Origin of the sequence: Rudanella lutea DSM 19387 (assembly GCF_000383955.1) — a bacterium.
In the GTDB taxonomy this organism is placed as follows: Bacteria; Bacteroidota; Bacteroidia; order Cytophagales; family Spirosomataceae; genus Rudanella; species Rudanella lutea.
The window spans coordinates 1,877,703-1,903,030 of record NZ_KB913013.1; the positions used below are offsets into that span (position 1 = coordinate 1,877,703).

28 protein-coding genes and 1 pseudogene are annotated in these 25,328 nt (G+C 53.3%); 23 read left to right on the forward strand and 6 right to left on the reverse strand.

Annotated elements, in window-relative coordinates; genetic code table 11:
* The first annotated feature begins 22 nt into the window (after positions 1 to 22).
* The 3 genes from RUDLU_RS0107680 to RUDLU_RS0107690 all read left to right on the forward strand — a co-directional run bounded on the left by RUDLU_RS0107680 (position 23) and on the right by RUDLU_RS0107690 (position 1,508).
* Complete coding sequence (locus RUDLU_RS0107680; RefSeq protein WP_211220200.1) at positions 23 to 619, forward strand: hypothetical protein; 597 nt, start codon at positions 23 to 25, stop codon at positions 617 to 619.
* 80 nt (positions 620 to 699) lie between these two features.
* A complete protein-coding gene (locus tag RUDLU_RS0107685) occupies positions 700 to 1,200 on the forward strand; it encodes a SixA phosphatase family protein (protein WP_019987782.1) in 501 nt (166 codons plus the stop codon).
* Between the two features lie 104 nt (positions 1,201 to 1,304).
* Complete coding sequence (locus RUDLU_RS0107690) at positions 1,305 to 1,508, forward strand: hypothetical protein (protein ID WP_019987783.1); 204 nt, start codon at positions 1,305 to 1,307, stop codon at positions 1,506 to 1,508.
* A gap of 3 nt (positions 1,509 to 1,511) precedes the next feature.
* Here RUDLU_RS0107690 and RUDLU_RS0107695 read toward each other — a convergent pair whose 3' ends face one another.
* Positions 1,512 to 2,693: an aminotransferase class V-fold PLP-dependent enzyme gene (locus RUDLU_RS0107695; RefSeq protein ID WP_019987784.1), complete on the reverse strand. Its 1,182-nt coding sequence runs from the start codon at positions 2,691 to 2,693 to the stop codon at positions 1,512 to 1,514.
* 79 nt (positions 2,694 to 2,772) lie between these two features.
* Between RUDLU_RS0107695 and RUDLU_RS27110 the strand changes: the two genes are divergently transcribed.
* Both RUDLU_RS27110 and RUDLU_RS0107705 read left to right on the forward strand, forming a co-directional pair.
* Entirely contained in the window at positions 2,773 to 3,357 is a 585-nt protein-coding gene (locus RUDLU_RS27110) for a class I SAM-dependent methyltransferase (protein ID WP_019987785.1), read from the forward strand.
* 232 nt (positions 3,358 to 3,589) lie between these two features.
* Positions 3,590 to 4,132 (forward strand): hypothetical protein, encoded by a 543-nt coding sequence (locus RUDLU_RS0107705; protein ID WP_019987786.1) that lies wholly within the window; start codon positions 3,590 to 3,592, stop codon positions 4,130 to 4,132.
* 273 nt (positions 4,133 to 4,405) lie between these two features.
* Here RUDLU_RS0107705 and xerD read toward each other — a convergent pair whose 3' ends face one another.
* On the reverse strand, positions 4,406 to 5,320 hold the full coding sequence (gene xerD, locus RUDLU_RS0107710; protein WP_019987787.1) for a site-specific tyrosine recombinase XerD: 915 nt from the start codon (positions 5,318 to 5,320) through the stop codon (positions 4,406 to 4,408).
* A 103-nt stretch (positions 5,321 to 5,423) separates the two neighbouring features.
* Between xerD and aroQ the strand changes: the two genes are divergently transcribed.
* From aroQ to RUDLU_RS30135, 11 genes are all read left to right on the forward strand, one after another.
* Positions 5,424 to 5,849 (forward strand): type II 3-dehydroquinate dehydratase, encoded by a 426-nt coding sequence (gene aroQ, locus RUDLU_RS0107715; protein WP_019987788.1) that lies wholly within the window; start codon positions 5,424 to 5,426, stop codon positions 5,847 to 5,849.
* A gap of 4 nt (positions 5,850 to 5,853) precedes the next feature.
* A complete protein-coding gene (locus RUDLU_RS0107720) occupies positions 5,854 to 6,066 on the forward strand; it encodes a hypothetical protein (protein ID WP_019987789.1) in 213 nt (70 codons plus the stop codon).
* Complete coding sequence (locus tag RUDLU_RS0107725) at positions 6,059 to 6,397, forward strand: type II toxin-antitoxin system RelE/ParE family toxin (RefSeq protein ID WP_019987790.1); 339 nt, start codon at positions 6,059 to 6,061, stop codon at positions 6,395 to 6,397. Before RUDLU_RS0107720 ends, RUDLU_RS0107725 begins: the two co-directional genes overlap by 8 nt.
* Positions 6,398 to 6,421: 24 nt before the next feature.
* Complete coding sequence (locus RUDLU_RS0107730; RefSeq protein ID WP_019987791.1) at positions 6,422 to 7,438, forward strand: aminotransferase class V-fold PLP-dependent enzyme; 1,017 nt, start codon at positions 6,422 to 6,424, stop codon at positions 7,436 to 7,438.
* Positions 7,439 to 7,476: 38 nt separating this feature from the next.
* Positions 7,477 to 7,854: a DUF1304 domain-containing protein gene (locus RUDLU_RS0107735; protein WP_019987792.1), complete on the forward strand. Its 378-nt coding sequence runs from the start codon at positions 7,477 to 7,479 to the stop codon at positions 7,852 to 7,854.
* A 120-nt stretch (positions 7,855 to 7,974) separates the two neighbouring features.
* Positions 7,975 to 8,550, forward strand: a complete 576-nt coding sequence (locus RUDLU_RS0107740) for a MarC family protein (RefSeq protein ID WP_019987793.1) — start codon at positions 7,975 to 7,977, stop codon at positions 8,548 to 8,550.
* Between the two features lie 42 nt (positions 8,551 to 8,592).
* Entirely contained in the window at positions 8,593 to 9,060 is a 468-nt protein-coding gene (locus RUDLU_RS0107745; RefSeq protein ID WP_027302863.1) for a pyrophosphohydrolase domain-containing protein, read from the forward strand.
* Positions 9,061 to 9,266: 206 nt separating this feature from the next.
* Entirely contained in the window at positions 9,267 to 9,713 is a 447-nt protein-coding gene (locus tag RUDLU_RS0107750; RefSeq protein WP_019987795.1) for a hypothetical protein, read from the forward strand.
* A gap of 151 nt (positions 9,714 to 9,864) precedes the next feature.
* Positions 9,865 to 10,788 carry an ABC transporter ATP-binding protein gene (locus tag RUDLU_RS0107755; protein WP_157580577.1) on the forward strand — a complete coding sequence of 308 codons (924 nt, stop codon included), beginning with the start codon at positions 9,865 to 9,867 and terminating at the stop codon, positions 10,786 to 10,788.
* Positions 10,789 to 10,852: 64 nt separating this feature from the next.
* Complete coding sequence (locus tag RUDLU_RS0107760; RefSeq protein WP_019987797.1) at positions 10,853 to 12,208, forward strand: ABC transporter permease; 1,356 nt, start codon at positions 10,853 to 10,855, stop codon at positions 12,206 to 12,208.
* A 217-nt stretch (positions 12,209 to 12,425) separates the two neighbouring features.
* Positions 12,426 to 13,595 (forward strand): LuxR family transcriptional regulator, encoded by a 1,170-nt coding sequence (locus RUDLU_RS30135; RefSeq protein ID WP_211220201.1) that lies wholly within the window; start codon positions 12,426 to 12,428, stop codon positions 13,593 to 13,595.
* A 325-nt stretch (positions 13,596 to 13,920) separates the two neighbouring features.
* Here the strand turns inward: RUDLU_RS30135 and RUDLU_RS0107770 are convergent, their stop codons facing one another.
* The 3 genes from RUDLU_RS0107770 to RUDLU_RS0107780 form a co-directional block, all read right to left on the reverse strand.
* On the reverse strand, positions 13,921 to 15,177 hold the full coding sequence (locus RUDLU_RS0107770; RefSeq protein ID WP_019987799.1) for a dicarboxylate/amino acid:cation symporter: 1,257 nt from the start codon (positions 15,175 to 15,177) through the stop codon (positions 13,921 to 13,923).
* Positions 15,178 to 15,320: 143 nt separating this feature from the next.
* Entirely contained in the window at positions 15,321 to 15,809 is a 489-nt protein-coding gene (locus RUDLU_RS0107775) for an SRPBCC family protein (RefSeq protein ID WP_019987800.1), read from the reverse strand.
* A gap of 270 nt (positions 15,810 to 16,079) precedes the next feature.
* Complete coding sequence (locus tag RUDLU_RS0107780; protein ID WP_019987801.1) at positions 16,080 to 17,588, reverse strand: glycine--tRNA ligase; 1,509 nt, start codon at positions 17,586 to 17,588, stop codon at positions 16,080 to 16,082.
* A 281-nt stretch (positions 17,589 to 17,869) separates the two neighbouring features.
* On the opposite strand from RUDLU_RS0107780, the gene RUDLU_RS0107785 reads away from it, so the two are divergent.
* The 7 genes and pseudogenes from RUDLU_RS0107785 (at position 17,870) to RUDLU_RS29210 (ending at position 24,247) form a co-directional block, all read left to right on the forward strand.
* Positions 17,870 to 18,874 carry a ComEA family DNA-binding protein gene (locus RUDLU_RS0107785; protein ID WP_019987802.1) on the forward strand — a complete coding sequence of 335 codons (1,005 nt, stop codon included), beginning with the start codon at positions 17,870 to 17,872 and terminating at the stop codon, positions 18,872 to 18,874.
* Positions 18,875 to 19,126: 252 nt separating this feature from the next.
* Positions 19,127 to 20,038, forward strand: coding sequence for a hypothetical protein (locus RUDLU_RS0107790; protein WP_019987803.1), 912 nt, complete (start codon positions 19,127 to 19,129; stop codon positions 20,036 to 20,038).
* A 93-nt stretch (positions 20,039 to 20,131) separates the two neighbouring features.
* Complete coding sequence (locus RUDLU_RS0107795) at positions 20,132 to 20,449, forward strand: hypothetical protein (protein WP_019987804.1); 318 nt, start codon at positions 20,132 to 20,134, stop codon at positions 20,447 to 20,449.
* Between the two features lie 27 nt (positions 20,450 to 20,476).
* Positions 20,477 to 21,088: pseudogene (locus RUDLU_RS30590) on the forward strand (sialate O-acetylesterase); the annotation flags it as partial.
* 477 nt (positions 21,089 to 21,565) lie between these two features.
* Positions 21,566 to 22,828: a T9SS type A sorting domain-containing protein gene (locus tag RUDLU_RS30275; protein WP_019987806.1), complete on the forward strand. Its 1,263-nt coding sequence runs from the start codon at positions 21,566 to 21,568 to the stop codon at positions 22,826 to 22,828.
* 242 nt (positions 22,829 to 23,070) lie between these two features.
* Positions 23,071 to 23,250, forward strand: coding sequence for a helix-turn-helix domain-containing protein (locus RUDLU_RS30595; RefSeq protein ID WP_262884505.1), 180 nt, complete (start codon positions 23,071 to 23,073; stop codon positions 23,248 to 23,250).
* Positions 23,251 to 23,335: 85 nt separating this feature from the next.
* On the forward strand, positions 23,336 to 24,247 hold the full coding sequence (locus RUDLU_RS29210; RefSeq protein ID WP_019987808.1) for a hypothetical protein: 912 nt from the start codon (positions 23,336 to 23,338) through the stop codon (positions 24,245 to 24,247).
* Between the two features lie 72 nt (positions 24,248 to 24,319).
* Here RUDLU_RS29210 and RUDLU_RS0107820 read toward each other — a convergent pair whose 3' ends face one another.
* Positions 24,320 to 25,123 (reverse strand): LOG family protein, encoded by an 804-nt coding sequence (locus RUDLU_RS0107820; protein ID WP_019987809.1) that lies wholly within the window; start codon positions 25,121 to 25,123, stop codon positions 24,320 to 24,322.
* Positions 25,124 to 25,328 lie beyond the last annotated feature (205 nt).

A 25,328-nucleotide genomic window follows, 5' to 3' on the forward strand; every position in this document is an offset into this window, starting at 1 on the left:
CCGTACCTCCGTTGTAAATTAGGTGAAACAAACCGTTGTGCCGTTGTACGCAACCCCTGCCATGAAGCTCCTGTGCTGTATCCTGTTCGGTCTTTTGATGGGTGCCTGCGCCCGCAACCGGGCGCTGCCCGGCCCGCCCGCACCCGTCGATGAGGCTGAGTACTACTCGCCGGGGGTTTCGGCCGCGGAGGTGGGCCGCCGGAAACTCCTGCCCGACCCTATCAACGGGCTGGGCCAAACCAACGACCCGAACATCCGGCTCACCGACATCCGCCAAACCAGCAGCTACACGGTACTGTACCTGACGTTTTCGCTCGGCGATCCACGCGGCCGCGATTACACCTACAGCTCGGCTACGTCCGAAATTTCGATTCAGTCGGGGGCCGTACTCATGCCGTTCAACAGCCGCGACACCTATAAGCTAGTGAAAGCAACCGGGATACCGCTATCACCCAATACCCAAACGGTACGCGGTCATGAGCGGGTCGATTTTGTGCTTTACTTCGAACGGCTCCCCGACGCGGTGGAACAGTTTGCTATGTTTGAATGCAAAGACACGCCCACCCAAACCTGCTGGAATATCACCGGAATGCGGCTTCAGAACGCGCCTAAACCCTAATGTTTAGGCTATTCTGACCGGTTTACCCGCTATCTTTACGGCTCGTTTCGGGTTAAGTTGCCGAGACACCCCTCTTCTCCATGCAGCGTACTCTTTATATTGTTCGGCACGCCAAAGCCGAAGACCACAGCCCTTACCTGCGCGACCACGACCGCGACCTTACTTCGGATGGTATCATGGCGGCTGCCCGCATGGGTCGGCACCTACGGCAACAGGGTATTAAGCCCGATGTACTGATAAGCAGTACGGCCAACCGCGCCCGCGATACAGCCAAGGTTTTTGCCGAACAACTGGGCATCGACCCCGAGACCATTCAACTCGACGAACACCTTTTCGACGGGGGCCCGCGAGCCTATCTGGCGGTTGTGAATGCCCTGCCCCAATCGTGTGAGTCGGTAATGATTTTCGGGCACAACCCCGACGTTTCCTACTTCTCAGAGTACCTGACCCATCAGTCGGTTGGCTCCATGAGCAAAGGGGCCGTTGTAGCCGTTACGTTCGAGGAATTAAACTGGGCCGAGGTTTCGGGGCGCACCGGAACGCTCGCTTTTCAGATTGCACCCAAACAACTCCATGATTAATAGAGTTTTTGGTTTATCGTTTTTGGTTTTATAGTTGACAAAACGTTGAATAACGATTCGTCACTAAGAAGCCAACCGCTTGCCTGTAGTCGCATACCACCTGTATGAACCGTAACCGTCGCATCTTTATCATCATTTTTATCGCCTTCGTGCTTATTGTCGTTCTGATCACGATCGACATGGCCCGGCGAACCACAGCCCCCTGGAATCGGCGCAAACAACTCGAACGCGCCCTACCCGGCCAAACTCTACCGCCCCCGGCCGATGGCATCACGATTGATACCACCGGCCTCGACACTCTGCGGTAGCGACTACAACTGCCGGACAAGCGTATCGACAAAAACGGCCACGTCGTTTGCATCGTTGTACACATGCGGGGCCACCCGAATAGCCCGGCCCCGCACCGAAATGGATACATTGTTGGCCAGCAGCGCCTGCTGAATCCCAATCGGGTCGGCCGAGTCGGGCAACCAGATACCCAGCAGATGGTGCGTCCGCCAGTTGGTTTCCTCAACCCCACAGCCAACAGCCTGTAACTGCGGAATGGCCTCAGCCATGAGGTCACGGCCGTACTGCTCAATGCGCGCGGGCTGCCAGTCGAGCAGTTGCGTCAGGGCAGCTTCGAGCATAGGCATATGGATAAAGTGGCTCTGCTCCCCTACGTTGTAGCGGTAGGCTTTGGGCCGGTAGGCCGGCTGGTACTCCGACAGTTTATGGAACTGATCGCTTTCGAGCCGGGCCATCCAGCTTTCTTCGAGCGGCACCCCGTCGTCGAAAGCCTCGCCGTAATAGGCCAATCCGGTGGAGTACGGCCCCATGAGCCACTTGTACCCCGCACAAATGAGGGCGTCGGGTTGGATGGTTTCCAGATCAAACGGCATGGCACCCACAGCCTGTGTCCCGTCGATGGCGAGCCAGGCCCCAACCTCGCGCGCACGGCGGGCCACCGCTTCGAGGTCGACCCGAATACCGTACATCCAATGCGTAGGCGGAGCTACCACCAGGGCCGTTTGGGGACCGATGGCTTCGAGCAACCGGTCGTTCCAGACAGCCCCGCGCGGTAGTTTGGTAGGCATGGGCACGGTACGCACCGTGAGCCCGAGTTCGGCGCAGACGCGGTCCCAGGCGTACACATCGCTCGGAAATTCGGCATCGAGCAATATAATCTCCTGCCCCCGCGCTATGCCCGGCTTGCGGTGCAGGTTGCGGGCTACAACCCCCATGCCATACGATACCGACGGAATAATGGCGATACGGTCGGGGTCGGGGTTGTTGATGAGCCGGGAAAACAGCTGACGCACCGGTGTCGGTTGCTCGAAGAAGTGGGCAGCCGTGAGTCCAAAGGGGTTCGTTTGCCGCCGGATCGCTTCAATACCAGCCTGCTCGGCAGCGCGGCTGAATGGCCCGCGGGTAGCACAATTGATATAGTGCAAATGAGCAGGCAGCGAAAATTTTTCTTTCTGGCCCGTAAGTTGATGATTTTGGGTTATCATACATTCAGGATGTTTTCGTCGGGAAGTTACCGTAAAAAGTCGTAGCCTTGTAAGGCCGTTAAACCTACAAGTTGCCTGTATGAATACCCTGATCTCGTTTATTAAGCGTAAAGTTTTCCGTATCAACCGCGACCGCTGGAACTACCAGTACGGTAAAGGCCTCTGGGATGGCCTGAAGGCGCTGGACGAACTGGCTCGGTTTAGCGTGATTGTGGGGTACGTGAAGTTTCTGAAACCCGGCCAACCCGATATTCTGGAAATTGGCTGCGGAGAGGGCCTGCTGCAACAACGGCTTCAGTCGCAAAACTACGGCCGGTACGTTGGCACCGACATTTCGGACCTGGCTATTCAGAAAGCCGCCGACGATGCCGGGGACACCAAATGCACCTATCTGGTGGCCGATATGGACACTTACAAGCCGGAGGGGCAGTTTGATCTGATCATTTTCAACGAGGTGATCTACTACAGCAAACACCCGCTCAAAACCCTACAACGGCTGGCTACTTACCTCAAACCCGACGGGCTGCTGATCGTGACCATCAACGACCATAAGCACAGCGCCAAACTATGGGCCGATATTAAAGACGGTTTCCCGCTGCTCGACGAAACCACTACGCTCACCACCAAAGGCACCTGCGTTTGTAAAGTGCTGCGGGGCAACTAAAGTCCTTTCTCTCTACTCGCACCCATGTCTGCGCCCCGCGTGGTGCTTTGCCTCTGTTTGGCACAAATGTTGCCATCCGTTCTGCTTACGTAGTTTATCGTTTTGAGCTCGGGACCTCCGGTGTTTCTATTCAGCGTGAATAGCCTGATAATAAGGCTGTTCATGCTGCATAAATCGCCGTACCGATCTGCTAAAAACGATAAACCAGAAACCACGAACGATTTTACAAGCTATGCAGACGTTGTTGGGTGTTGGCTCCCGGGTGGAGCATCCGGAATTTGGGCCGGGCGTTATTATCAATCTGAAATCCAACGGCTACACAATCACGTATATTAACCACGGCGTGCGGGTGATGCGTTTCGACGCGCCCCTGACGGTGATTGAAGCGGTAGAGCCGGATGGCGATCTGGTTAGTTTGCTCGATGTGGAGCAGGCCCTATCGCGGGTATTGCAAAAGTGGGCCGACGTGACCGAACTCGTGCCGCTGGGCGATAAGTGGAAAGGTGGTAAGCTGATCCTGAAACCCGGCCGGGCCGATTTGGCCTCCAAAGAGATACCGATCGACACCTTTTTTCACAAAATTGTGATGGTGCGCGACCGGCTTCGGACACTTGAGCAACGGGTCAACGCCAGTGGGTTAGATGATGAGTCGAAGGTAAATATTCAGCAGTATATCACGCGGATATACGGAAGCCTGACCTCATTCAACGTCTTATTCAAACACGCTGATCACCAGTTTGTTGGCGAAAAATCATCGGCCGACGTAATGGCATGATTTGTGTTCCAAAGGGAGTGAGAATAGATTTTGAGTCTGTTGTTTTAGTTGTCAAGATGGTTGAGTTAGGGCCTCTCTGCGAGGCCATTAACTCTGTCGATCGCCATCTGTACTGACAACCAGGAACCAACTATACATTTTTCATCGATGAGCCATTCATAGTGGTTTAGGTTAGGGTTAACAGGTGTTCGGGACACCCCGTGGTTGATGGCCGCGGGGTGTTTTTCTTTGCTAACAGGCCCCTGTCAAAAAGAGCTACTGAACCAAAGCACCTCAGCGAAAACTTCGCTTACGCCCGCGGGGGTGATAGTCGATCATGGTCTGGGTGAGGTACTCGCGATCGAGGTGGGTATAAATTTCGGTGGTTGTGATCGACTCGTGCCCGAGCATCTGCTGCACTGCCCGCAGGTCGGCCCCGCCCTCGATCAGATGCGTGGCAAACGAATGCCGGAACGTGTGCGGGCTAATGGTTTTGCGAATGCCGGCCTCGTCGGCTACCCGCTTGATCATAGTAAACACCGACACCCGCGAGAGCGACCCGCCCCGCGCGTTCAGAAACACCCGATCCTGCGCTTCTTTCTTCACGTCCAGATGCACCCGCACCGAGTCGATGTAGAGTTGGGTATAGTGCATGGCATCCTGACCGATAGGCACCAGCCGTACTTTACTCCCCTTGCCCAGCACCCGCAAAAAACCCATATCGAAGTAGCAGTTGGTAATGCGCAGGTCGAGCAGTTCGGACACGCGCAGCCCCGAACTGTAGAGCACCTCAAGCATGGCCCGATCGCGCGGGCCTGCCGGGGTAGAGAGGTCGATGGTGTCGAGCATGGCCTCGATTTCAGGGAAACTGAGCGTATCGGGCAGCTTTCTGACAGTCTTGGGGCCTTCGATCAGCTGCGTCGGGTCGTGGTCGATCAGGTTGTCGAGCAACAGGTATTTATAAAATGCTTTCAGCCCCGACAGCATCCGGGCCTGACTCTGAGCCGACAGCCCCAACTCGCTCAGGTAAGCCAGAAACCCCAGTAAATGCCCCTCGGTGACGGCATCGGGCGGTATGGGTTCCCCATGCAACGAAAGGTATTGCCACAGTTTCTGCACATCGTGCTCGTAGGCTTCCACCGAGTTTTCGGCCAACGACCGCTCCAGTTTGAGATAACTAATGAAGCTGTTACTATACCTTTGCCACATAAAATTTTAGTGATGAGTGATAAGCTATGAGTGATGAACGTTCCGCCGTAGCGGTTTGTACCGGTAGATTCACTCATAATTCATCGCTCATCGTTCATCGCTCATGAAAAAGATTCTGATCCTGAACGGCCCGAACCTCAACCTGCTGGGTAAGCGCGAGCCGCACATTTACGGCAGCCGCACGTTTGTTGATTACCTCAAAACAATCGAAGCGCAGTTTCCGGAGGTGCAAATTCACTATTTCCAGTCGAATCACGAAGGCGAGCTGATCGATAAAATTCACGAACACGGTTTTACCATCGACGGTATTGTGATTAATGCCGGGGCTTACACCCACACGTCGATTGCCATTGCGGATGCCCTTTCGGCCGTGACCGCCCCCACCGTGGAGGTACACATCTCGAACGTACACGCCCGCGAGGCTTTCCGGCACCACAGCTACCTCTCGGCCAAGTGCAAGGGTGTGATTGTGGGGCTGGGGCTCATGGGGTATGAGCTGGCCGTGCGATATTTAGTGCAGACCGATTAACTTTATGAATATGACAACGGCCCAGATAATTTACGAGCAATATAAAGTCCTTCCGAAGCGGGTTCGTAATGAACTGAAACAGCTTATTCTGAGCGAAGAGACAGAAGGGACGCAAAGTTCGCTCATGGATGAACTCGAAGAAAGCCTGAAACAGGTAAAAGAGATGCGGGAGGGTAAACGGCCAAAGAAATCGCTGAATAGCTTGTTCAATGGCTAATCAGATTATTCCGACCGATCTGTTTGAGGCAAAATTCAAACGGCTAAAAAAGAAGTTCCGAACACTCGAAAACGACCTGAAGGAGCTGACAGATGGGTTGGTAGAAAAACCAACACTCGGCGAGTCGTTAGGGGCAGGTTTACACAAAGTTCGGCTCGCAAGTAAAAGTAAGAACAAAGGAAAATCCGGCGGGTTTCGGATCATCACGTACCTTGTTGTCCAGACAGAGGATTCAACAGATATCTACCTCCTGACGATTTACGACAAGTCAGAAGAAAGTACCATCCATAAAGACAAACTGGTAGCCTTAGCCAAAGCCTTACTGGGCTGACATTCTGCCGAAGCCCCTCCTTTTATGCCAACCTTCTACCCCGGCCCCTCAAAAGTGTACCCCCAGGTTGCCAACTATGCCGCCGAGGCTGTCCGGTCGGGCATTGTGAGCCTGAACCACCGGAGTGCGGGCTTCATGGACATTGTGCGGCAGGCCATTGAACAACTGCACCAAAAGCTGGCCATCCCGTCTGATTACCACATTGCCTTCGTATCGTCGGCTACCGAATGCTGGGAGATTGTGGCTCAGTCGCTTACGGGGAGCACGAGTCTGCACCCGCACAGTGGGGCATTCGGGCAGAAATGGATGGAGTACGCCCACCGGATTCGCCCGATGGTCCGGCCCGACCTGGCCGATACGCTTTGTCTGGTCCAGAACGAAACGTCTAACGGCACTCAATTGAACCGGGAAACGCTGACTCAGTTCCGGCAAGATTTTACGGGCCTCATCGCGGTAGATGCCGTATCGAGTATGGCGGGTATTGCCCTCGACTGGACACGCGCCGATGTCTGGTTTGCGTCGGTGCAGAAATGCTTTGGCCTACCCGCCGGGCTCGCCGTGCTGGTATATTCACCGGCGGCACTCGCGCGGGCCGAGGCCATCGGTGAGCGGGCACACTACAACAGTCTGTTGTTTATTCACGAGAATTTTAGCCGGTTTCAGACCCCGTACACCCCTAATGGCCTGGGCATTTACTGCCTGTTGCGGGTACTCGAACAGCTCCCCCCCATTGCCGAGGTCGACGCCCGCACCCGAAACCGGGCCACCGAGTGGTATCGCTTTTTTGAGCAGGACACAAATCACTTACCGTTTACCCTCCTGATCGACGAACCAACCCGACGTTCGGACACGGTGATTGCGGTAGAAGGCCCACCCGAAGCAATCAAGGCGGTAAAAACGGCCGCGAGCACGGCTGGAATTACCTTAGGCAATGGCTACGGCGCGTGGAAAAACACCACGTTTCGGATTGCTAACTTCCCAGCTATCGATGACGATGAAATCGCCCAACTGAAGACATTTTTACGTCAATATCGCCCCTGAGTATCCTTATTTCTTCTATTCCTAAACCATTCACGTACATGGAATTAGCGGCCAAAATCATGACGGGCCTTGTTGCCCTTGAGCACCTGTACATTCTCTACCTGGAGATGTTTGCCTGGGAAACACTCGGCAAAAAGACGTTTAAAGGCTCCCTACCCGACGAGCTGTTCAAACCAACGAGGGTGATGGCCGCCAATCAGGGGCTGTACAACGGGTTTCTGGCCGCGGGCCTGATCTGGAGCTTTACCATTACCGATCCCCAGTGGTCCGAAAAGGTAGCGGTCTTTTTTCTCAGCTGCGTGGCTATCGCGGGTATCTATGGTGCCTTCACCGCGAGCAAAAAAATCTTTTACACCCAGGCCCTGCCGGCCTTGCTCGCCTTACTGTTCACGTTGCTGGCCGGCATAGGCAACTAAGGCCTGGATCGGTAGCGAATCGAGGGCAAACTCGCGGGCTTACTACCCGGTTCATTTGCCCATACCGTCTGTTTACACTAATCTTGCCCACGCATTGGTGCAGGCCGCCCACTCACCGCCATGTTCAGTTTCAAAGAAATCATCTCGGTCACGCTCATTCTGTTTTCGGTCATCGACATTATCGGCTCGTTGCCCATTATCATCGACCTACGCCGGAAATTTGGGGCTATTGAGTCCGAAAAGGCCACATTTGTGTCGGGGGCGCTGATGGTTAGCTTTCTGTTTGTAGGCGAAAAAATCCTGAAGCTATTCGGCGTCGATGTGTCATCGTTTGCGGTGGCCGGTGCCCTCATTATTTTCCTGCTAGGGCTGGAAATGATTCTGGGCCGAACCATTTTCAAATCCGAAGTGGAAGCCGACGGGGCTGCGCATATCGTTCCCATTGCGTTTCCGCTCATTGCGGGCGCGGGCACCATGACCACCCTCATCTCGCTACGTACTGAGTACCAGACAGCCAACATTATTGTGGGCATTGTGATCAATCTGGTGCTGGTGTACATAGTTCTTAAATCGTCGGAATGGCTCGAAAACCGGCTTGGGCCGGGCGGATTGGCCGTTCTTCGGAAGGTATTCGGCATTATCCTGCTGGCCATTGCCATCAAATTGTTCAAAACGAATCTGCTGCCCCAGTTTTAACGCGGCTCGCGCAGATACCCGGCTTTCCCCTAAATTTGCGCGATGCAATCACCAGATTCTTTACTTGCGGTGGCCGAGTTCCACCATACCTTTCATGCCCCTGTACTCGATACGCCCCAAATTCCGGCCGAGGGGCGGTGCCGCCTGCGCGTATCGCTGTTGGCCGAAGAGCTCGATGAATTTCGGGAGGCCATTGCCGCGGGCGATATTGTGGCCGTAGCCGATGCCCTTTGCGACTTGCAGTATGTACTCTCCGGGGCGGTACTGGAATTTGGACTGGGCCATCAGTTTAAGGCGCTGTTTGATGAGGTGCAGCGCTCCAACATGAGTAAGGCCTGCCTCACCACCGACGAAGCCGAAGCCACCGTGGCATTTTACCAGGCCAAGGGGGTAGCCTGCCACTATGTCGAGTCCGACGGGCGGTATCTGGTCTTCCGGGATGAAGACAAAAAAACGCTCAAAAGCATCAATTATTCACCAGCCGATCTTGCCGGGATTCTCCAGCCTTAATAGATACGCTAGCCCCGACCTGGCCTTTGTGTCGAAGCAGGGGCCTATTGCCGTTTTTACTGAGACTGTACTTTACAGATCCGTTAGGGAGTAAGTAACTTAAACTATTCACCCACTTCCGACGTATATACCTTGTACTCGCCCCGGCAGCTCTGCTTCTGAGTAGCCGGGGCGAATTTCGTTTTGCTCAACGTCTCTATTCCTTCATGAAAACTCTCCCCCTTCGGCTACGCCCGAGCCTCGCCCTGCTGTTTGTCAGTCTTTTTTTTGTGAGCCTTGCGGCCTGTAGCCGGAAAGAAGACGACCCCATCGACCCCGAGAACCCCGGAGCCGCAGTAGTGGGTAGCTATACCATCGATTACTACAACGCCAACGGTACCGAATACGACAAGGCAAAAGTTGGCGCTATCGGGACAATCTCGGTGGTGAGCAGCGGCCGCGAATTTGTGGAGGTCAACCAGGTGTTGAGCCTCCAGAACACAACGATCTTTAGCCCGTTTCCAACGTCCATGCGCATCGTGAAAAACGGCAACAAATCGGTACTGCTGCAAACGTACGACAGTAAGCCCATCGGCTCCATTACCGACGGCGCTCTCGACATTACCATCGTCGATCGGCTCTACACCACTACGATCCGGGCCCGGCGGCAGTAAGCCCCCTCCCCCTCCGATGGCGTTCATCCCCTAAAAAAAGGGGTTTGTCACACGCCGGACGTCGTTTGTCCGATTCTATGCCACAACCCTTGTTTAGGCCGTATATTTGGTCTGTACTCTTAACTACCTGGCAAACGGACTTTAGCCTGTGATCCCAAAATCTATTCTCGAAACGCGCAATATTGTCAAACAGTACGCCCAGCACCGGGCCCTCGACGATGTTAGCCTGACCGTACCCAGCGGTAGTATTTTTGGTTTGCTGGGACCCAACGGGGCGGGTAAAACCTCCCTCATCCGCATCATTAACCAGATCACCGCCCCCGACGCGGGCGAGGTGTTTCTGGGGGGCGAAACCCTCCGGCCCGACCACATCCGGCGCATTGGCTACCTGCCCGAAGAGCGGGGACTCTACAAAAAAATGAAGGTGGGTGAGCAACTGCTGTATCTGGCCCAGCTCAAGGGCCTGACCGAGCGGCAGGCGATGGACAAGCTCAAAATCTGGTTCACCAAGTTTGATATCAAAACCTGGTGGGAGAAAAACGTAGAAGACCTCTCGAAGGGGATGCAGCAGAAAATTCAGTTTGTGGCTACGGTTTTGCACGAGCCCGACCTGATCATTCTGGACGAACCATTCTCGGGCTTTGACCCAATCAACGCCAATCTGATAAAAGACGAGATTCTGGAGCTGAAAAAGAACGGAGCTACCATTATCTTCTCAACCCACCGCATGGAGTCGGTGGAGGAGCTGTGCGACCACATTGCCCTCATCAACCGCTCGCACAAGATCCTCGACGGCCCCAAGCGTGCCATTAAGGAGCAATTCAAGACGCATACCTACCACGTTGAATACCAGGGAAATTTAACGGATTTACCGCCGGCTTTTCAGGTGGTTGGCAGCAAGCCTACCGACGATAACTTCACGCGTGCCGACATCCGTATTCCGCCCGATGCGTCGGTCAACGATCTTATTCGGACCCTGCTGGAGCGGGTAGCCGTCCGCAGCTTTGGCGAGAACATCCCCAGCATGAACGACATCTTTATTCGGTCAGTGAATGGTGAAAGATCGAACGAGTGAAAGAGCAAAAGCTCAAGCCTCTGATCACTCTTTCGTTCTCTCACTCTTTCGCTCTTTCACTCTTATGAAAACCATCTTCCTAATCCTTCAACGCGAGTATCTGGTCCGCGTCAAGAAAAAGTCATTTATTGTGATGACCCTCCTGACGCCCATACTGATGTCGGCTATCTGGTTGCTGCCGGTGTACCTGGCCATGCGCAACACCGACCTCAAAAAAGTACAGGTCATTGACGACAGCAAGCGGTTTGCCTCGGTCTTTAAATCGACCAACGAGCTGAAGTTTGAAGCCGGCACCAAGCCACTTGAAATAGCCAAGAAAGAATTTACCAAAAGCGGCTACGATGTACTGGTGTACATTCCGGCCGATATTATGGAGAACCCCAAATCGTTGAAGCTGTACGCGGAGAAAAACGTGAGTCTGGGGGTGCAAAACGGCATTGAAGACGCCGTTGAGCAGGAAATCGAAAACCAGAAACTGTTGCAGGCGGGTATTGACCGTAAAGTACTCGAGAGTACCAAGGTGAAGGTTTCGGCCGATACGTACAACCTGAGCGATGAAGGCGAAAAAGACAGTAGTTCGGGCGCGGCTACGGCCCTTGGGTATCTGTTTGCCTTTGCCATTTACTTCACCATTTTCCTGTACGGCGCGCAGGTGATGCGGGGCGTGCTGGAAGAAAAAACCAACCGGATTGTCGAGGTTATCATCTCGTCGGTGAAGCCGTTTCAGCTCATGGCGGGTAAGATTATCGGGGTTGCTCTGGTAGGGCTTACCCAGTTTCTGCTCTGGATTTTGCTCACGTTCGGGCTATCGTCGGCCTTGTCGGCTGCTTTTGGCCCCGACACCGTGGCCAAAATGGGGGGCAGCAGCGCCTACAGCCAACCGGGCCAAACAGCCAACGGCACAGCCGTAACCGACGCCAATGCACCGGCCGTACCTACAGCCAGCCCCGCTACGGCCAACGTATTTAGCAAGGCCAAAGCCGCCGTTAGCACCCTCGACTGGACCATGCTGCTCGTTTGTTTCGGCATTTACTTCGTGGGGGGATACCTGCTCTACAGCGCCCTGTTTGCCGCCGTTGGGGCCGCCGTCGACAACGAGACCGACGTACAGCAGTTTATGTTTCCCATCACGATTCCGCTTATTCTGGCCTTTATCATGGCCCAATTTGTGATTCGGGAGCCCGACGGCCCCATTGCCTTCTGGTTTTCGATGATTCCGTTTACCTCGCCCGTAATTATGATGGTTCGGGTACCGTTTGGCGTTCCACTCTGGGAAATTGCCTTGTCGGTAGCGCTGCTGATTGGGGGCTTTATCGGGGTTGCGTGGGTAGCCGCCCGTATTTACCGGGTGGGTATTCTGATGTATGGGAAAAAGCCTACGTTTGCCGAACTCTCAAAGTGGATTTTCTACAAAGCCTGATGAGGTTAACACCTGTCTACGTTGAGCCTCCTGAACAAATCGGGAGGCTCTTTTTTTTCGTACGTGATTAGCCACCGAGGTTCATGTAGGCCGTTTTGATATTATGTACGAATCCCTATGTTTGCGGTTTAGTCTCTATATTATGTACAGTATTCGTGCTCATTTTCTTCTAGTTGTAGCCCTTTCACTAACATTGACCCCTATATGGGCACAAAAAGTGCCTTTTCGAGAACTTGAGCAGAAAATCTACCGTCTTAACAATCAATTAAAGTACACAGAGTCGCAGGCCTTGTTGTTGCCCGTTTTGGAGAGCGACCTGTACAGTGCCCCTGAGAAATATCAGGCCGCGCTCTTGCTTTCGTACACGTACAAGCGGGTGTACGACTACCAGTCAACGTTGCGGTTTCTGGCAACGGCCCGTCGCTTTGCCGATCAAACCCCCAACCGGGATAAGTATCTGGCCACCATCGCAAGCCAGGAAGCCTTTGTCTACTTCGATATTCAGGAGTACGCTAAAGCCGACAGCCTCATGAAACGGCTGGAGACCACGTATTTCCGGCATATCGATCAGGAGAATAAAGCCAAGCTGGTGATGCAACAGGGTTACCTGTTGTTTTTGAACAAGCAGTATGCCGAGGCCGAAGCCGCTTACGACCGCGCCCTTGGCTGGCTCCGAACGTCGTCGCCCTGTGACCTCCCGATGATTCTGGTCAAAAAAATGCAGCTTTACGCGGCCACTAACCAGATGGATAGGCTTCGGGGTGCGCTGCGCCAGTCATCGGCACAGGCCGACTCGTGCGGTATCATCAAATACCACCTCTATGCCTACGAAGAACTCCTGAATATATACCGCAAACGAAACGATACCCGGGGCATTACCACGACCACCCAAACCCTCGACTCGCTTCGAAAACTGTACGCTCAGCAGGAAAAGCTCTCAGCCCTGCACAATCAGAAAGAGACCATTCTGCTGCGCGATAAAGAAGACCAGTTGAATACCGAACGGACCAACCGCCAACTGGTGACGGCATTGGCAATCGGGCTTTTGCTGGCCAGTATTGGGCTACTTACCTGGCTGGTTACCTACCGACGTAAACAGGCTCGCATTGAGACTGAGCTAAGGCAGATGAAGGCAGAACTGGAGCATTACCTCACACTAAGCAAAACTGCCCAACACGAAGCGATCCTGACCGAGCAATCGTACCTCAACACTCTGTCGGAACGGCAACGCGAGGTGCTCAACTACATGGCCGAAGGATTATCGAACCGCGAGATCGCCGATAAACTCTTTATCTCGGAAAATACAGTCAAATACCACATCAAAAACATCTATCAGTTACTCGACATTAAAGACCGAAAAGAGTTTCTGGTGAATATTAAGAAGTAACCAAATAACCATAGATAACAATTTGCAGACTACCCGATGGGGTAGTCTGTGTAAAATGGCCGTCAAACTACCCGTTAGGACAAGCAAAAGCCTACACAAAATTGATAGGTTTGGATAGTTAATCCGTCGACAGGCAAAACAGGTTTATTCTGTTAATCGAATTATCTAACCCATAAAAACGTGAAATCTGTAGTATTGCATTGGTTTGGTTACCGGTAAAAACGGTACCTGTTCCGACTAAATCGAGGCAAACTACACAACCTAAAGAAGGCCGGATCGTATGACCCGGCCTTCTTGGCATAACGTTTTATGTTGAATCGTTTCCTTACAGCTCTTCATCCACTGGCACTTCGCGGCCGGGGTGATACTCCCCTTCCCACTTCGCAACCACGGCTGTAGCCACCGCATTACCCGCTACACTCGTAGCCGAGCGGCCCATGTCGAGGAAGGGGTCGATGCCGAGAATAAGGGCCAGCCCTTCGGGGGGCAGGTCGAACATGGCCATGGTGCCGGCAATCACTACGAGCGAGGCCCGGGGAACGCCCGCAATGCCTTTTGACGTCACCATCAGGGTCAGCAACATCAGCACCTGTTGCTCAAGCGTGAGGGGCACGCCGTAAGCCTGTGCCAGAAAACCCGTGGCAAAGGTCATGTACATCATGGAACCGTCGAGGTTGAACGAGTATCCCAGCGGCAACACAAATCCAATAATCCGCGACGAGATACCGAAGCTCTCAAGAGCTTTGATCTGCTGCGGCAGCGAAGCCTCCGAACTCGCCGTACTAAACGACAGCAGCAAGGCGTCTTTGACCTGTGCCATCAATTTGAAGAACGGAATACCTACTACCGTACAAACGGCAAACAGCACCACAAAAATGAAGAACAGCAACCCGCCGAAGAAGCAGATAAGCAGGTACGCGTACGAAACCAGAATACCGAGCCCTTTGGCCGCCACAACGGCGGTCATGGCGCCCAGCACCGCAAACGGGGCCATTTGCATCACATAACCCACCATTTTGAACACCACTTCGCTCAGGGCGTCGAGTGCTTTCAGCAGCCCTTTGCCTTTCTCGCCAATAGCGCCCAGCGCGACCCCAAAAAACAAGGCAAAGACCACAATCTGGAGAATTTCGTTCTCGGCCAGAGCCCGGAACGCACTGTCGGGGAAAATATGCAGGATAAAGTCTTCGAGGCTGTTTAGCTTTTTGCCTTCAATGCCGGTGGCAGTTCCGGCCGATGGACGGGGCCAGCTCTGAATTTCGCCGGGGCGCGTCACGTTAACAACCACCAAACCGATGATCAGCGACAGAATAGTGGCGAAATAAAAATAGCCGAGGGTCTTGATACCAATGCGCCCTACAGCCTTGAAATCGCCCAATTTGGCAATGCCTACCACCAGCGTCGAGAACACCAGCGGCCCCACAATCATCTTGATAAGCTTCAGAAAAATGCGGCTAAGCAACTGGAATTTGTCGGAAACAGCTTTGGCCGTTTCGGGATCGGTGGTACTGTGCAGTATCTGACCAATCACGACACCCAGCACAAAGCCAATGACGATTTTGGTCGTAATGTTTAGTTTCATTCGGTTTGTCTGTCGAAAGGGGTATCTGCAAAAATAGCAGAATTTTGACAGGAACACGGATTTGACGGGAACGCGGATTGAATGGATAGAACGGATCGGCACAGATCTTTTCCCTTCGCAATAAAAAATCCGTGTAAATCTGTTCACTCCTTTTTATCCGTGTTCCTCTCCCCAAACACCCGCCGGTAAATGGGCTTGCGGTAGGCAAACTGAAGCCACATGAGGGGATAAAAAAGCAGGTCGGTCAGGCGCGAGGGCGTCCGGAAGGTTATGTCATCGATAATTACGGTGCCGCCCGTTTGGGAGTCGTGCACGAGCCGGTGCCGGTGTCGCCAGTAACGCAGAAAAAAGGGCAACCGTGTACCCTGATCGACAAAGAAAATCTCATCGGGCCCCTCCGACATTCCGTGGTTATGCACGGTCTGCTGATCCACAATGTCGCTGATCCAGTCTTGTTTGAACAGAATAAAATTGAGCCGCAGGTGTACCACATCGCCTTTCAGACAACCATCGAAACGGACCACCTCAACGGGCGGGAAAGGTGGCGCCAGTCGGTTGAACAGTTGTCGGTCGAAACCAGCCCAGACCTGAGTGACTGATTGACGAACGGGGGTAGAAAGAAGTAGGTGCATACGTCGACAAGTTACCCTCGTTTAACTGGCTAAAAATTGGATTGTTTTCCCCGGGCAATTAGCCAAAAAAAGCGATGCCACCTCGTTCGGAGAGATGGCATCGCTGAGTCGATTGCTGAACCTAAAGATAAGACATGACGTCTCTCCAAACGAGATATCATGTCTTAATACCCCAAAAACCAGAACTGACATCTCTTTGAACGAGATGTCAGCTCCTAATGCTCGAGAAGCGATGTCATCTCTCCAAACGAAATGACATCGCTAAAAAATCTATAACTGCTCCAGAATCCGCTCCATCGAAACCTCGTAGCCGATTTTGGCTTTCAGTTCGCTGATGGGGACACGCTCCTGCTCCATAGTGTCGCGGTGACGAATCGTAACGGTGTCGTCTTCGAGCGTCTGGTAGTCGACGGCAATACAGAACGGCGTGCCAATCAGGTCCTGACGGGTATAACGCTTGCCGATGGCGTCGCGCTCTTCCATGATCACCCGGAACTCCGACCGCAGGGCCTTCACAATCTGCTCCGCTTTTTCGGGCAGGCCATCTTTCCGCACAAGTGGGAACACGGCCGCTTTCACGGGCGCGAGCGCCGGATGCAGTTTCAGGTACGTCCGCTCTTTCTGTTGCTCGCCCTCGCCAACCACTTCTTTGGTGAAGGCGTTGCAGAACACGGCCAGGAACAGCCGGTCGGCCCCAACGGAGGTTTCCACCACGTACGGAATGTAGTTGCCGTATGGCTTGCCCGTAGCCGGGTCAATGTCGTTGTCGAAATACTGTTGTTTCTTCTTGCTCAGCTCCTGATGGGCTTTCAGATCGAAGTCGGTGCGGGAGTGGATACCCTCGATTTCGCGGAAGCCAAACGGGAATTGGTACTCAATATCCACAGCCGCGTTGGCGTAGTGTGCCAGCTTCTCGTGATCGTGGTATTTGAGTTTTTCGGCCGGTAAGCCCACCGCCTTGTGGAACGCCAACCGGGTTTGTTTCCAGCTATTGTACCACTCCATTTCGGTGCCAGGGCGCACAAAGTACTGCATCTCCATCTGCTCAAACTCCCGCATCCGGAACGTGAACTGACGGGCTACAATCTCATTGCGGAATGCCTTACCTATCTGCGCAATACCAAACGGAACCTTCATCCGGCCGGTTTTCTGCACATTCAGGAAGTTCACGAAAATACCCTGCGCGGTTTCGGGGCGGAGGTAGATGGTGCTGGCATCTTCGGCCACCGAGCCCACCTGCGTCGAAAACATCAGGTTAAACTGACGCACTTCGGTCCAGTTGTCGGTACCCGAAATAGGGCACTTGATCCCCTCGGCAATAATCAGGTTGCGCACCCCATCGAGGTCGTTTTCGCCCAGCAACCGACCCATTTCGTTGAGCAGTGCCTGCGCCCGGGCTTCATCGCCCGCGTTGGCATACGCTTCGGCCTTGCCTTCGAGCAGCTGATCGGCGCGGTAGCGTTTCTTGGAATCGCGGTTGTCGATCATCGGGTCGTTGAACGAGTCAACGTGGCCAGAAGCCTTCCACGTGAGCGGGTGCATGAAAATGGCCGCGTCGATACCTACTACTTCATCATGAAGTTGGGTCATGGCCTTCCACCACACCGTTTTAAGGTTGTTTTTCAGTTCGACCCCGTTCTGCCCGTAGTCGTATACCGCCTGAAGGCCGTCGTAGATTTCGGAAGAGGGGAAAACGAATCCGTATTCTTTCGCATGTGCGATAATATCCTGAAGGGAGGTCGCCGGAGCGCCGGTCGCCGAAGCAGTCGTTGCATTCATAGTGGCCGCAAAAATAAGTGATTGTCGATAAGCAGCTATTTTACAAGCCGGTTAATTTCAGTTTACCCCTATTCGACGCCCCAAAACAGCCTCCTTCCGCTTAAACGGTCGCGGCCGTTTGGTAAAACCCTGACAGTGGTCAAAGACCCCACAACGGAGGTTGCTGTCAGTGGTTTATCGAAACGAGTCCAACCTTACGTGTCACCGAACACACACTACCCATTGACTATACCCCGATTATAGCCTAAGTTGCGCGTAAGTAACCGAACCGTAACTAAGCTATGTTCAAACGCCTTATTGCCCGCGTGCGCGATCATTTTGGTTTCTCACAGCGTGAAGCCAACGGCTTTATGGTTGTGCTGCTCATTGGTTTGCTGGCCTTGCTGACGCCGTTTCTGTACCGATGGCTCATACCCGAACCTCAGCGCGACACCTCAGCCGCTGACGCCCGCAAGCTCGACAGTCTGGTTTCGATAATGCGCACCCAGGAATTGGCCGACGAAGCCGAACGCCGTAGCCGGTACGGAAACCGCTACGGTAAACCCGATAACGAACGAACCACGGCCGAGCAGTTTCATGAGCCCAAACTCTTCCGCTTCGACCCCAACACGGTGAGTATTGCGGGCTGGCAACAACTGGGGCTACCCAAATACATGGCCGAGCGCATCGACAAGTACCGGCGCAAAGGCGGGCAGTTTCGCCGAAAAGAAGACCTCCTTAAAATTTACGATTTCCCGCCCGACCTCTACGAGCAGCTTGAACCCTACGTGCAGTTGCCCGAACGCAGTGCCCCGGCCGGGCCAAACACCCTACCCGGCAACCTCAACCGGCCCACCGAGGCCATAGCCGCCAACGAGCCGACCCGGCCGCGTTTTGAGAAGCCCGCCCCCCCGCAGGTGTTCGACATCAATACGGCCGATACCAACGACCTCAAGAAACTGAAAGGAATCGGGTCAGGGCGGGCCCGTCAGATTCTGAAGTTTCGGGATGCGCTCGGTGGCTTTGCTTCCCCGGAGCAGTTTGCCGAGATTTTCAACATCGACTCACTGGCCCTGAGCGAGTTGCAGAAGTACGCCCGGGTACAGTCGGCAGTTCGGCGGATTCGGATCAACAGCGCGTCGGCCGAAGACCTGGACCGACTCCCCTACCTGTCGCGTCGGCAATCCGAAATTATCATTGCGTACCGGCAGCAGCACGGAGCCTTCACCTCGCTCGAATCGCTGCGGCCCATTCGGATTCTCGACGCCCGGCTCCTCGAAAAGCTGGGGCCGTATCTGGAATTTTAGGCAGAAGGCAGAAGGAGCTGGGAGAAAGGGGGGCACGTGCCTTCCGTTTCTCCGCAAGCGCAATACCGGTACTGCTGCCGAAACCAGGGTGTACTCAGAACGTTAGGGTTACGGGGTAAATCAGACCTCCGCAGGCTGTTGCGACTGCTCGACCAACCCCAAATTAACCCCAGATTAACCCCAAGGGGTTATTGTTTTGAACACGCCCGTCGAGCACCTTTGTAGCGCGCATTCACCCTGAAAAAACCTGCCATGAAACGTACCACACCCCGTCGGGCTTTTGTCGGCATAACCCTCTATCTGCTTGCTCTGAGCGGGTTACTCAGCTACTGCCGCCCCCCCCAGATTGAGCAGCCAACCACCATCCCCTTGCCCCCCGAAGGTTGTAAGATTGTGCGTACCATTTATAAAACACAAGGAGCCTACAAGTTAAATTTAAAAATAGCTGACCCCGAACAAGTCACGCTCGATGATGGACGACAGGTACGCGTTTCCTTGGAATACATAACCACTTATCACTATGATCAACAGGGCCGAATCACAGAGGAGACCGATAAGGGACCTAGCGGCTCCTCTCGAGTCATCAGCTTCATTTACGGAGATCGTCAGCTTACCATGCTCATAAAGAGCTACGATAGCCAGAAGACACTAGTTCGTCAGGATACAACCTTTTTACCGCTCAACTCAGATGGTTTACTAACTTACTATACCCCCGTCGGTCAATCGCAGTACGTCTACAATGCAGAAGGTCAGATGGTGAGCAGCAGCCCGGATCGGCCTGCCATTCTAAATCGATACCTCAACGGGAACCTCACCGAGCAAACACGCTTTGCCACCTGGGTGCAGCAAAACGGGCAATGGATACCTACCGACTACCAATTAATTCGGTATGAACATGACCTTGCCCGGCCCAACCTGCCCGAACCTCGCCAGTTCTTAGGGGCAACCTCCCACAACCTGCCCACAAAAGAAGTGAGGGAGATGCGGCTATCGAGCAGCTTCGCTGATGGACCGGTTTACCAGCGTACCTTCCAGTATAGCTATGACAAGCGGGGGTTGGTCAAACGGCGTATCGCCAACGGTAAGGCGTTGAACCCGCAGTGGTTAATGGAAGAGGACTCTTACGGTGTGGGGGTTATTGATTACGAATACGCCTGCCCCTAGGCATTACAAAAACATGCGCATTTTTTATTTCTCTTCCCCTGAAGGCCAGGGTTGGGAATGTATTGTCATTACCGTTAACACAACCATCTTTCCATGAAAAAGCATCTCCTGTACTTTACAGTTTTTTTATTGGCTTTTGTAGTAAGGCCAGGCAAAGCCCAGCGATTAACCATTAGCCAACCTCTTGATGGAGCGGTCTATCAGCAAAATGCGCAGGGCTCAGGGCGCATCATCATACGCGGAGATTTCAATTCCAGGTCGTTTTTGTTAGGTACCGTTTATATTCTGATCGGAGAGCTTCAAAAACTGGATTTGGTAAACGGACAACCCACTGCAGATACCCCTATTCGGTTCCCTTTGCGACAACGTCGAACAACCTTTGCTCAGGAAGTAAACGTTCCTAAAGGCTGATATCGGCTCACAATTACAGCCCAAAGAGTGTCGGGGCTTCCGTTTGGCCCGGGAACCTTTACCAGTTCCTTAAAAGTAGGGATAGGCGAAGTATTTATTATAGCCGGGCAATCAAACGCCGAAGGCGGGCACCGTGAGTTTGGAGACACAGGGTCTTTTGTGCTACCCCCAAACACCGACCAATGGCGTATGGATGCTGTGCGTGTGATCAATGAAGCAGACCCACCACAAGACTGGCGGGATTATCCGAACGATTACAAACGAGTTAAACAACTTACCTCTACCAAACAGGCAACCCAGATTGGGCCACGTGGGCGAAGCTTATGGTATTGGGCCTCAGTGGGTGGTCAACTGGCACAGGATTGCGGGGTTCCGGTCGCTTTCTTCAATGCGGCCTTTGGGGACACAACCATTACCCAATGGGCTACTTCTACCAATCCTGATGCTCTTGCATCGGGTCAATATACTCCTACTAATATTCAATCACCAACTGCCGACCGTTTCATTGCAGGGTCTCCTTATGGTTTTTTCGGTAATATGCTACGCCTGTACACCAGTACCTACGGTGTTCGGGCAGTCCTATGGATGCAGGGCGAATCGGACACAAAAGCTCTTGTCCAAAAAGAAGACCCCTTGTATAAAGATGGATGGGCTGACAGACCTCTATTTAACAGACTTCGGAATCAAGTACTTCCTCCGACCAACGCAGCCAATGAACCGAACGAAAAGTTGTGGGTCAGAAATAGTGCCGAATATGCAGCTAAACTGAGAGCTGTCATTCAAAAATCCCGTACGGAGGTTCCGGGTAAAGAAGTCCCCTGGGTTATCTCCCAGACTTCTTACATAGGTGCTAACCCTTCACGCCGTGACTTAGACAACGGTGGAGTATCATCCCAGATAGTGCGTGATGGGCAACTGATTTCTGCTATTGGCCTACCCGGATTGTATCAAATGACAAATACAGATGATCTGCTTTCAACTTATCGGATTCTGTTCGGTGCGGATTGGCCAGTACATTTTAATTCAGCCGGTACACAAATTATAGCAGACCGCTGGTCATCTGCCTTAAAAGACATCTGCCGAAACAACCGATTACTCCCTGTCACCCTACAAGATTTGGGCACCGAACCTCGCGAACTTGAAATCAGCGAGAATGGCGCCGAATTAACAGCACCTTCAGGCTTTGCTGATTATAGGTGGGTATCAGGCCGATACTCCTTCGATCTGAATACGCCTATTGCCCAAACACAATCGATTGCCACTCCAAGTGAGGTAGCCAGGTATGGTTCAGGAACCAGCAAGACGGAAGTTTTTGCCAAAAGTGCTGTACAGACTTCTGGAACTTATCAAGTCGTCCTCCAGAATAGCAATGGCCTGCCTATACTCACTCAGGCAGTAGATTTTCCTTATGTCATCGTTGACGATACAGGCTACACTCCGCCCCCTACTACCACCACCAACCAATGCAAAGCAGGTAACGAAAACAGCGGGGGCAACCGCACCCCCAACGGAGCCATTGTGGGCGGATTCGGCAACAGCAGCGAGTTTATGGAGTACACCTTTACCAACATTCCTTCGGCAGGCAATTATACCTTCACCATACGCTATGCCTCCGGCGATGCCCAGGCTGGCATCAACCTGCGCGTAAACGGCGGGGCCGTACAGCCCATGCGCCCCGCCGGAACGGCCTCCTGGACGCCCGGCCCCGAAGCGAGCCAAACCCTGGCTCTAAATGCGGGCACCAATACCATCCGTATTGAGGGTAGTGGGCAGGGGAACTTTACCTTCGACCGCCTGTGTATCAACGCTGGCGGAGCCGGCACCGGCACAACTACACCCCCACCCCCTCCGCCTACCTCGTTTGCCATCACGGGTGTTCAGCTCAATTGCAGCAACGGCGTGGTTACTATGAGCCTGAGCGGGGCTAATGCCAACCCCGTTGAGTACAGGGCCATCGGGTTGCAGGACTGGAGCACCAACCCCCTGACCATTCCGAGCTGGCAACGCAACGGAACCACCTTCACCTTGTGGGCACGGCAGGCGGGCAACCCCGAAGTAAGTACAAACTTTACCAGTGCCTGCAGTAATGGCCGGTTGGCGTTGGCCCACGACGAACCCGAAACTACGCAGGGTCTGCTCATTAGCCCTAATCCAACAACGGGCCGGGTGGTGGTACGCTTTACGCTGACCGACAAACAGGCGGGCACCCTGTCGGTAGTAAACCTGTCGGGTCAGACGCTACAGGCCCAACCCGTATCAGGAACAGGCCGGATGCAGGAAGAGTCCGTAGACCTGAGCCGTCAGCCTGCCGGGGTGTATGTGGTCCGATTACAGGCGGGCAACCGGGTCAACAGCGGCAAAGTAGTCCTCCAACGCTAACTGCCGTTGCGAGGGCCGTATCTGGAATTTTAGGCAGTAGGGAGAAAGGGGAGAAGGGAAGGCAGGTGCCTTCCCTTCTCCCCTTTCTCCCTACTGCCCTATTTCGGGCAACCCATACTTGTTTATTTGATGGATGATTAGTATATAGCGCAACCATTCCAGACACAATACACACCCCATGCCCAACAAAACCACGCCCCCCCCCCCTCGATACGAGTACCGCTGACCAAATCAGGTCAAAAATCACACTTCGCGAACACCGGGTGCTACGGTTAGCCGCCCAGGAAATGACCAACAAAGAGATTGCCCAGGCTCTTGGCATCAAAGAGGAAACAGCCAAGTGTCACCGCAAAAATGTACTCAGAAAGTTAGGGTTACGGGGTAAATCAGACCTCCGCAGGCTGTTGCGGCTGCTCGACTAACCCCAGATTAACCCCAAGGGGTTATTGTTTTGAACACGCCCGTCGAACACCTTTGTGGCGCGCATTCACCCTGAAAGAACCTGCCATGAAACGAACCACACCCCGTCGGGCTTTTGTCCGCATAACCCTCTATCTGCTCTATCTGAGTGGGTTACTCAGCTACTGCCGCCCCCCCCAGATTGAGCAGCCAACGACCCTTCCCTTGCCGCCCGAAGGTTGTAAGATTGTGCGTACCATTTACAAGAATCGTGTCGCTCCAATATCCAATAGTAAGGAAGTTGATTCCGAGCAGCTCACGCTCGATGATGGCCGACAGGTGAGAGTTTCTTTGGCGACTACGACTACCTACAGCTATGACCAACAGGGCCGAATCACTGAGGAGAACAATCAGAATCCCAACGGCTCCTATCGCATCATCAACTTTGCCTATGGTGATCGCCAGCTTATTCAGGTTATGAAAAATTATAACAAGGTCACTAATCAAGTTTTCATTAAGACAGACACCCTTCGGCTTAATAAGGCGGGATTATTAACTTATTACACCCCAGATGGTCAATCGCAGTATGTCTACAATGAAGCCGGGCAGCTAGTTAGCAGCAGTCTTGAACGGCCTTCTAACTACGCTAGCTATCTCAACGGTAACCGCACTGAACAAGTGCTGTTTGCTTCCTGGAGTCACCAGGGAGGACAATGGATACCTGTCGACTATCAGTATCATCGCTACGAGTATAATCTCACGCGGCACAATATACCCCTCCTTTATCAATACGCAGGAGCAGATAGCCGTAACCTACCTACAAAGGAAGTGTGGGAAATGCGGCTATCGAGTGCCTTTGACGACGGACCGGTCTACCAGCGCACCTACCAGTATAGCTATGACAAGCGGGGGTTGGTCAAACGGCGTATCGCCAACGGTAAGGCGTTGAACCCGCAGTGGCTGGTTGAAAATGACCCTTACGGTGTGGGGGTTATTGATTACGAATACGCCTGCCCCTAGGCATTACAAAAACAGGGAGAAGGGATTGCACGAGCGCTCCCTTCTCCCTGTTCCTTTCTGCCTTCTGCCCTATTAAAAATTAGGCTTGAGCAGGTATTTCGAGTAAAACTCATCAATCACCTTCACGGCTTCGGTTGGGGTATCTACCAACCGGATCAGCTTCATGTCTTCGGGGTTGATGTTGTTTTCCTCGCCCAGCATTACGCCCTCAATCCAGTCGATAAGGCCCTGCCAGTACGTCCGGCCCACCAGCACAATCGGGAAGCGGGCAATCTTCTTGGTCTGAATCAGGGTGATAGCCTCAAACAGTTCGTCGAGCGTACCCATACCACCCGGCATGACAATAAAGCCCTGCGCGTACTTGACAAACATCACTTTCCGAACAAAGAAGAAATCGAAATCGATACTCTTGTCGGCGTCGATATAAATATTGCTGTGTTGCTCAAAAGGCAGCTGGATGTTCAAACCCACCGATTTTCCGCCCTGCTCGAAAGCCCCTTTGTTACCGGCTTCCATGATACCGGGGCCACCGCCCGTAATGACGCCGTAGCCATGCCGTACCAGTTTGGCGGCAATTTCTTCGGCCATTTTGTAGTACGGGTTGTCGGGCTTGGTGCGGGCCGATCCGAAAATCGAAACGCAGGGGCCAATCTTCGACAGTTTATCGAACCCTTCGACAAACTCGGCCATTACTTTAAAAATTACCCACGAATCGGCCGTTTTGATTTCATTCCAGTTCCGATCCTGAAACGCTTCTTTGATCCGTTGTTCGTCGGGTGTAAGGAGGAGTTCGTCACGTTTGGGTAAATCTTTCTGAATCTGGGTCGTGCTCTGTACTTCGGAGCGCTGTACCGTTTCTTTCGTTTCTGTGTTCATACGCTTGGTTGATGCAGCGGGTGAGCAGTAGCCCACCATGTCGTTAACATGTATTTTAAGGTTGTGTTTCCCTGCCCTGAACGTACCGGCTTCTTTATCAGGGCTTAAGCGCAGCCGGTGTCCATCAGCTATCCTCTTCCAACGACGAAATGCCTTTTTTCGGAAGACATTTTGCTAAAGGCAGGAATGCAATAACGTATTTTTG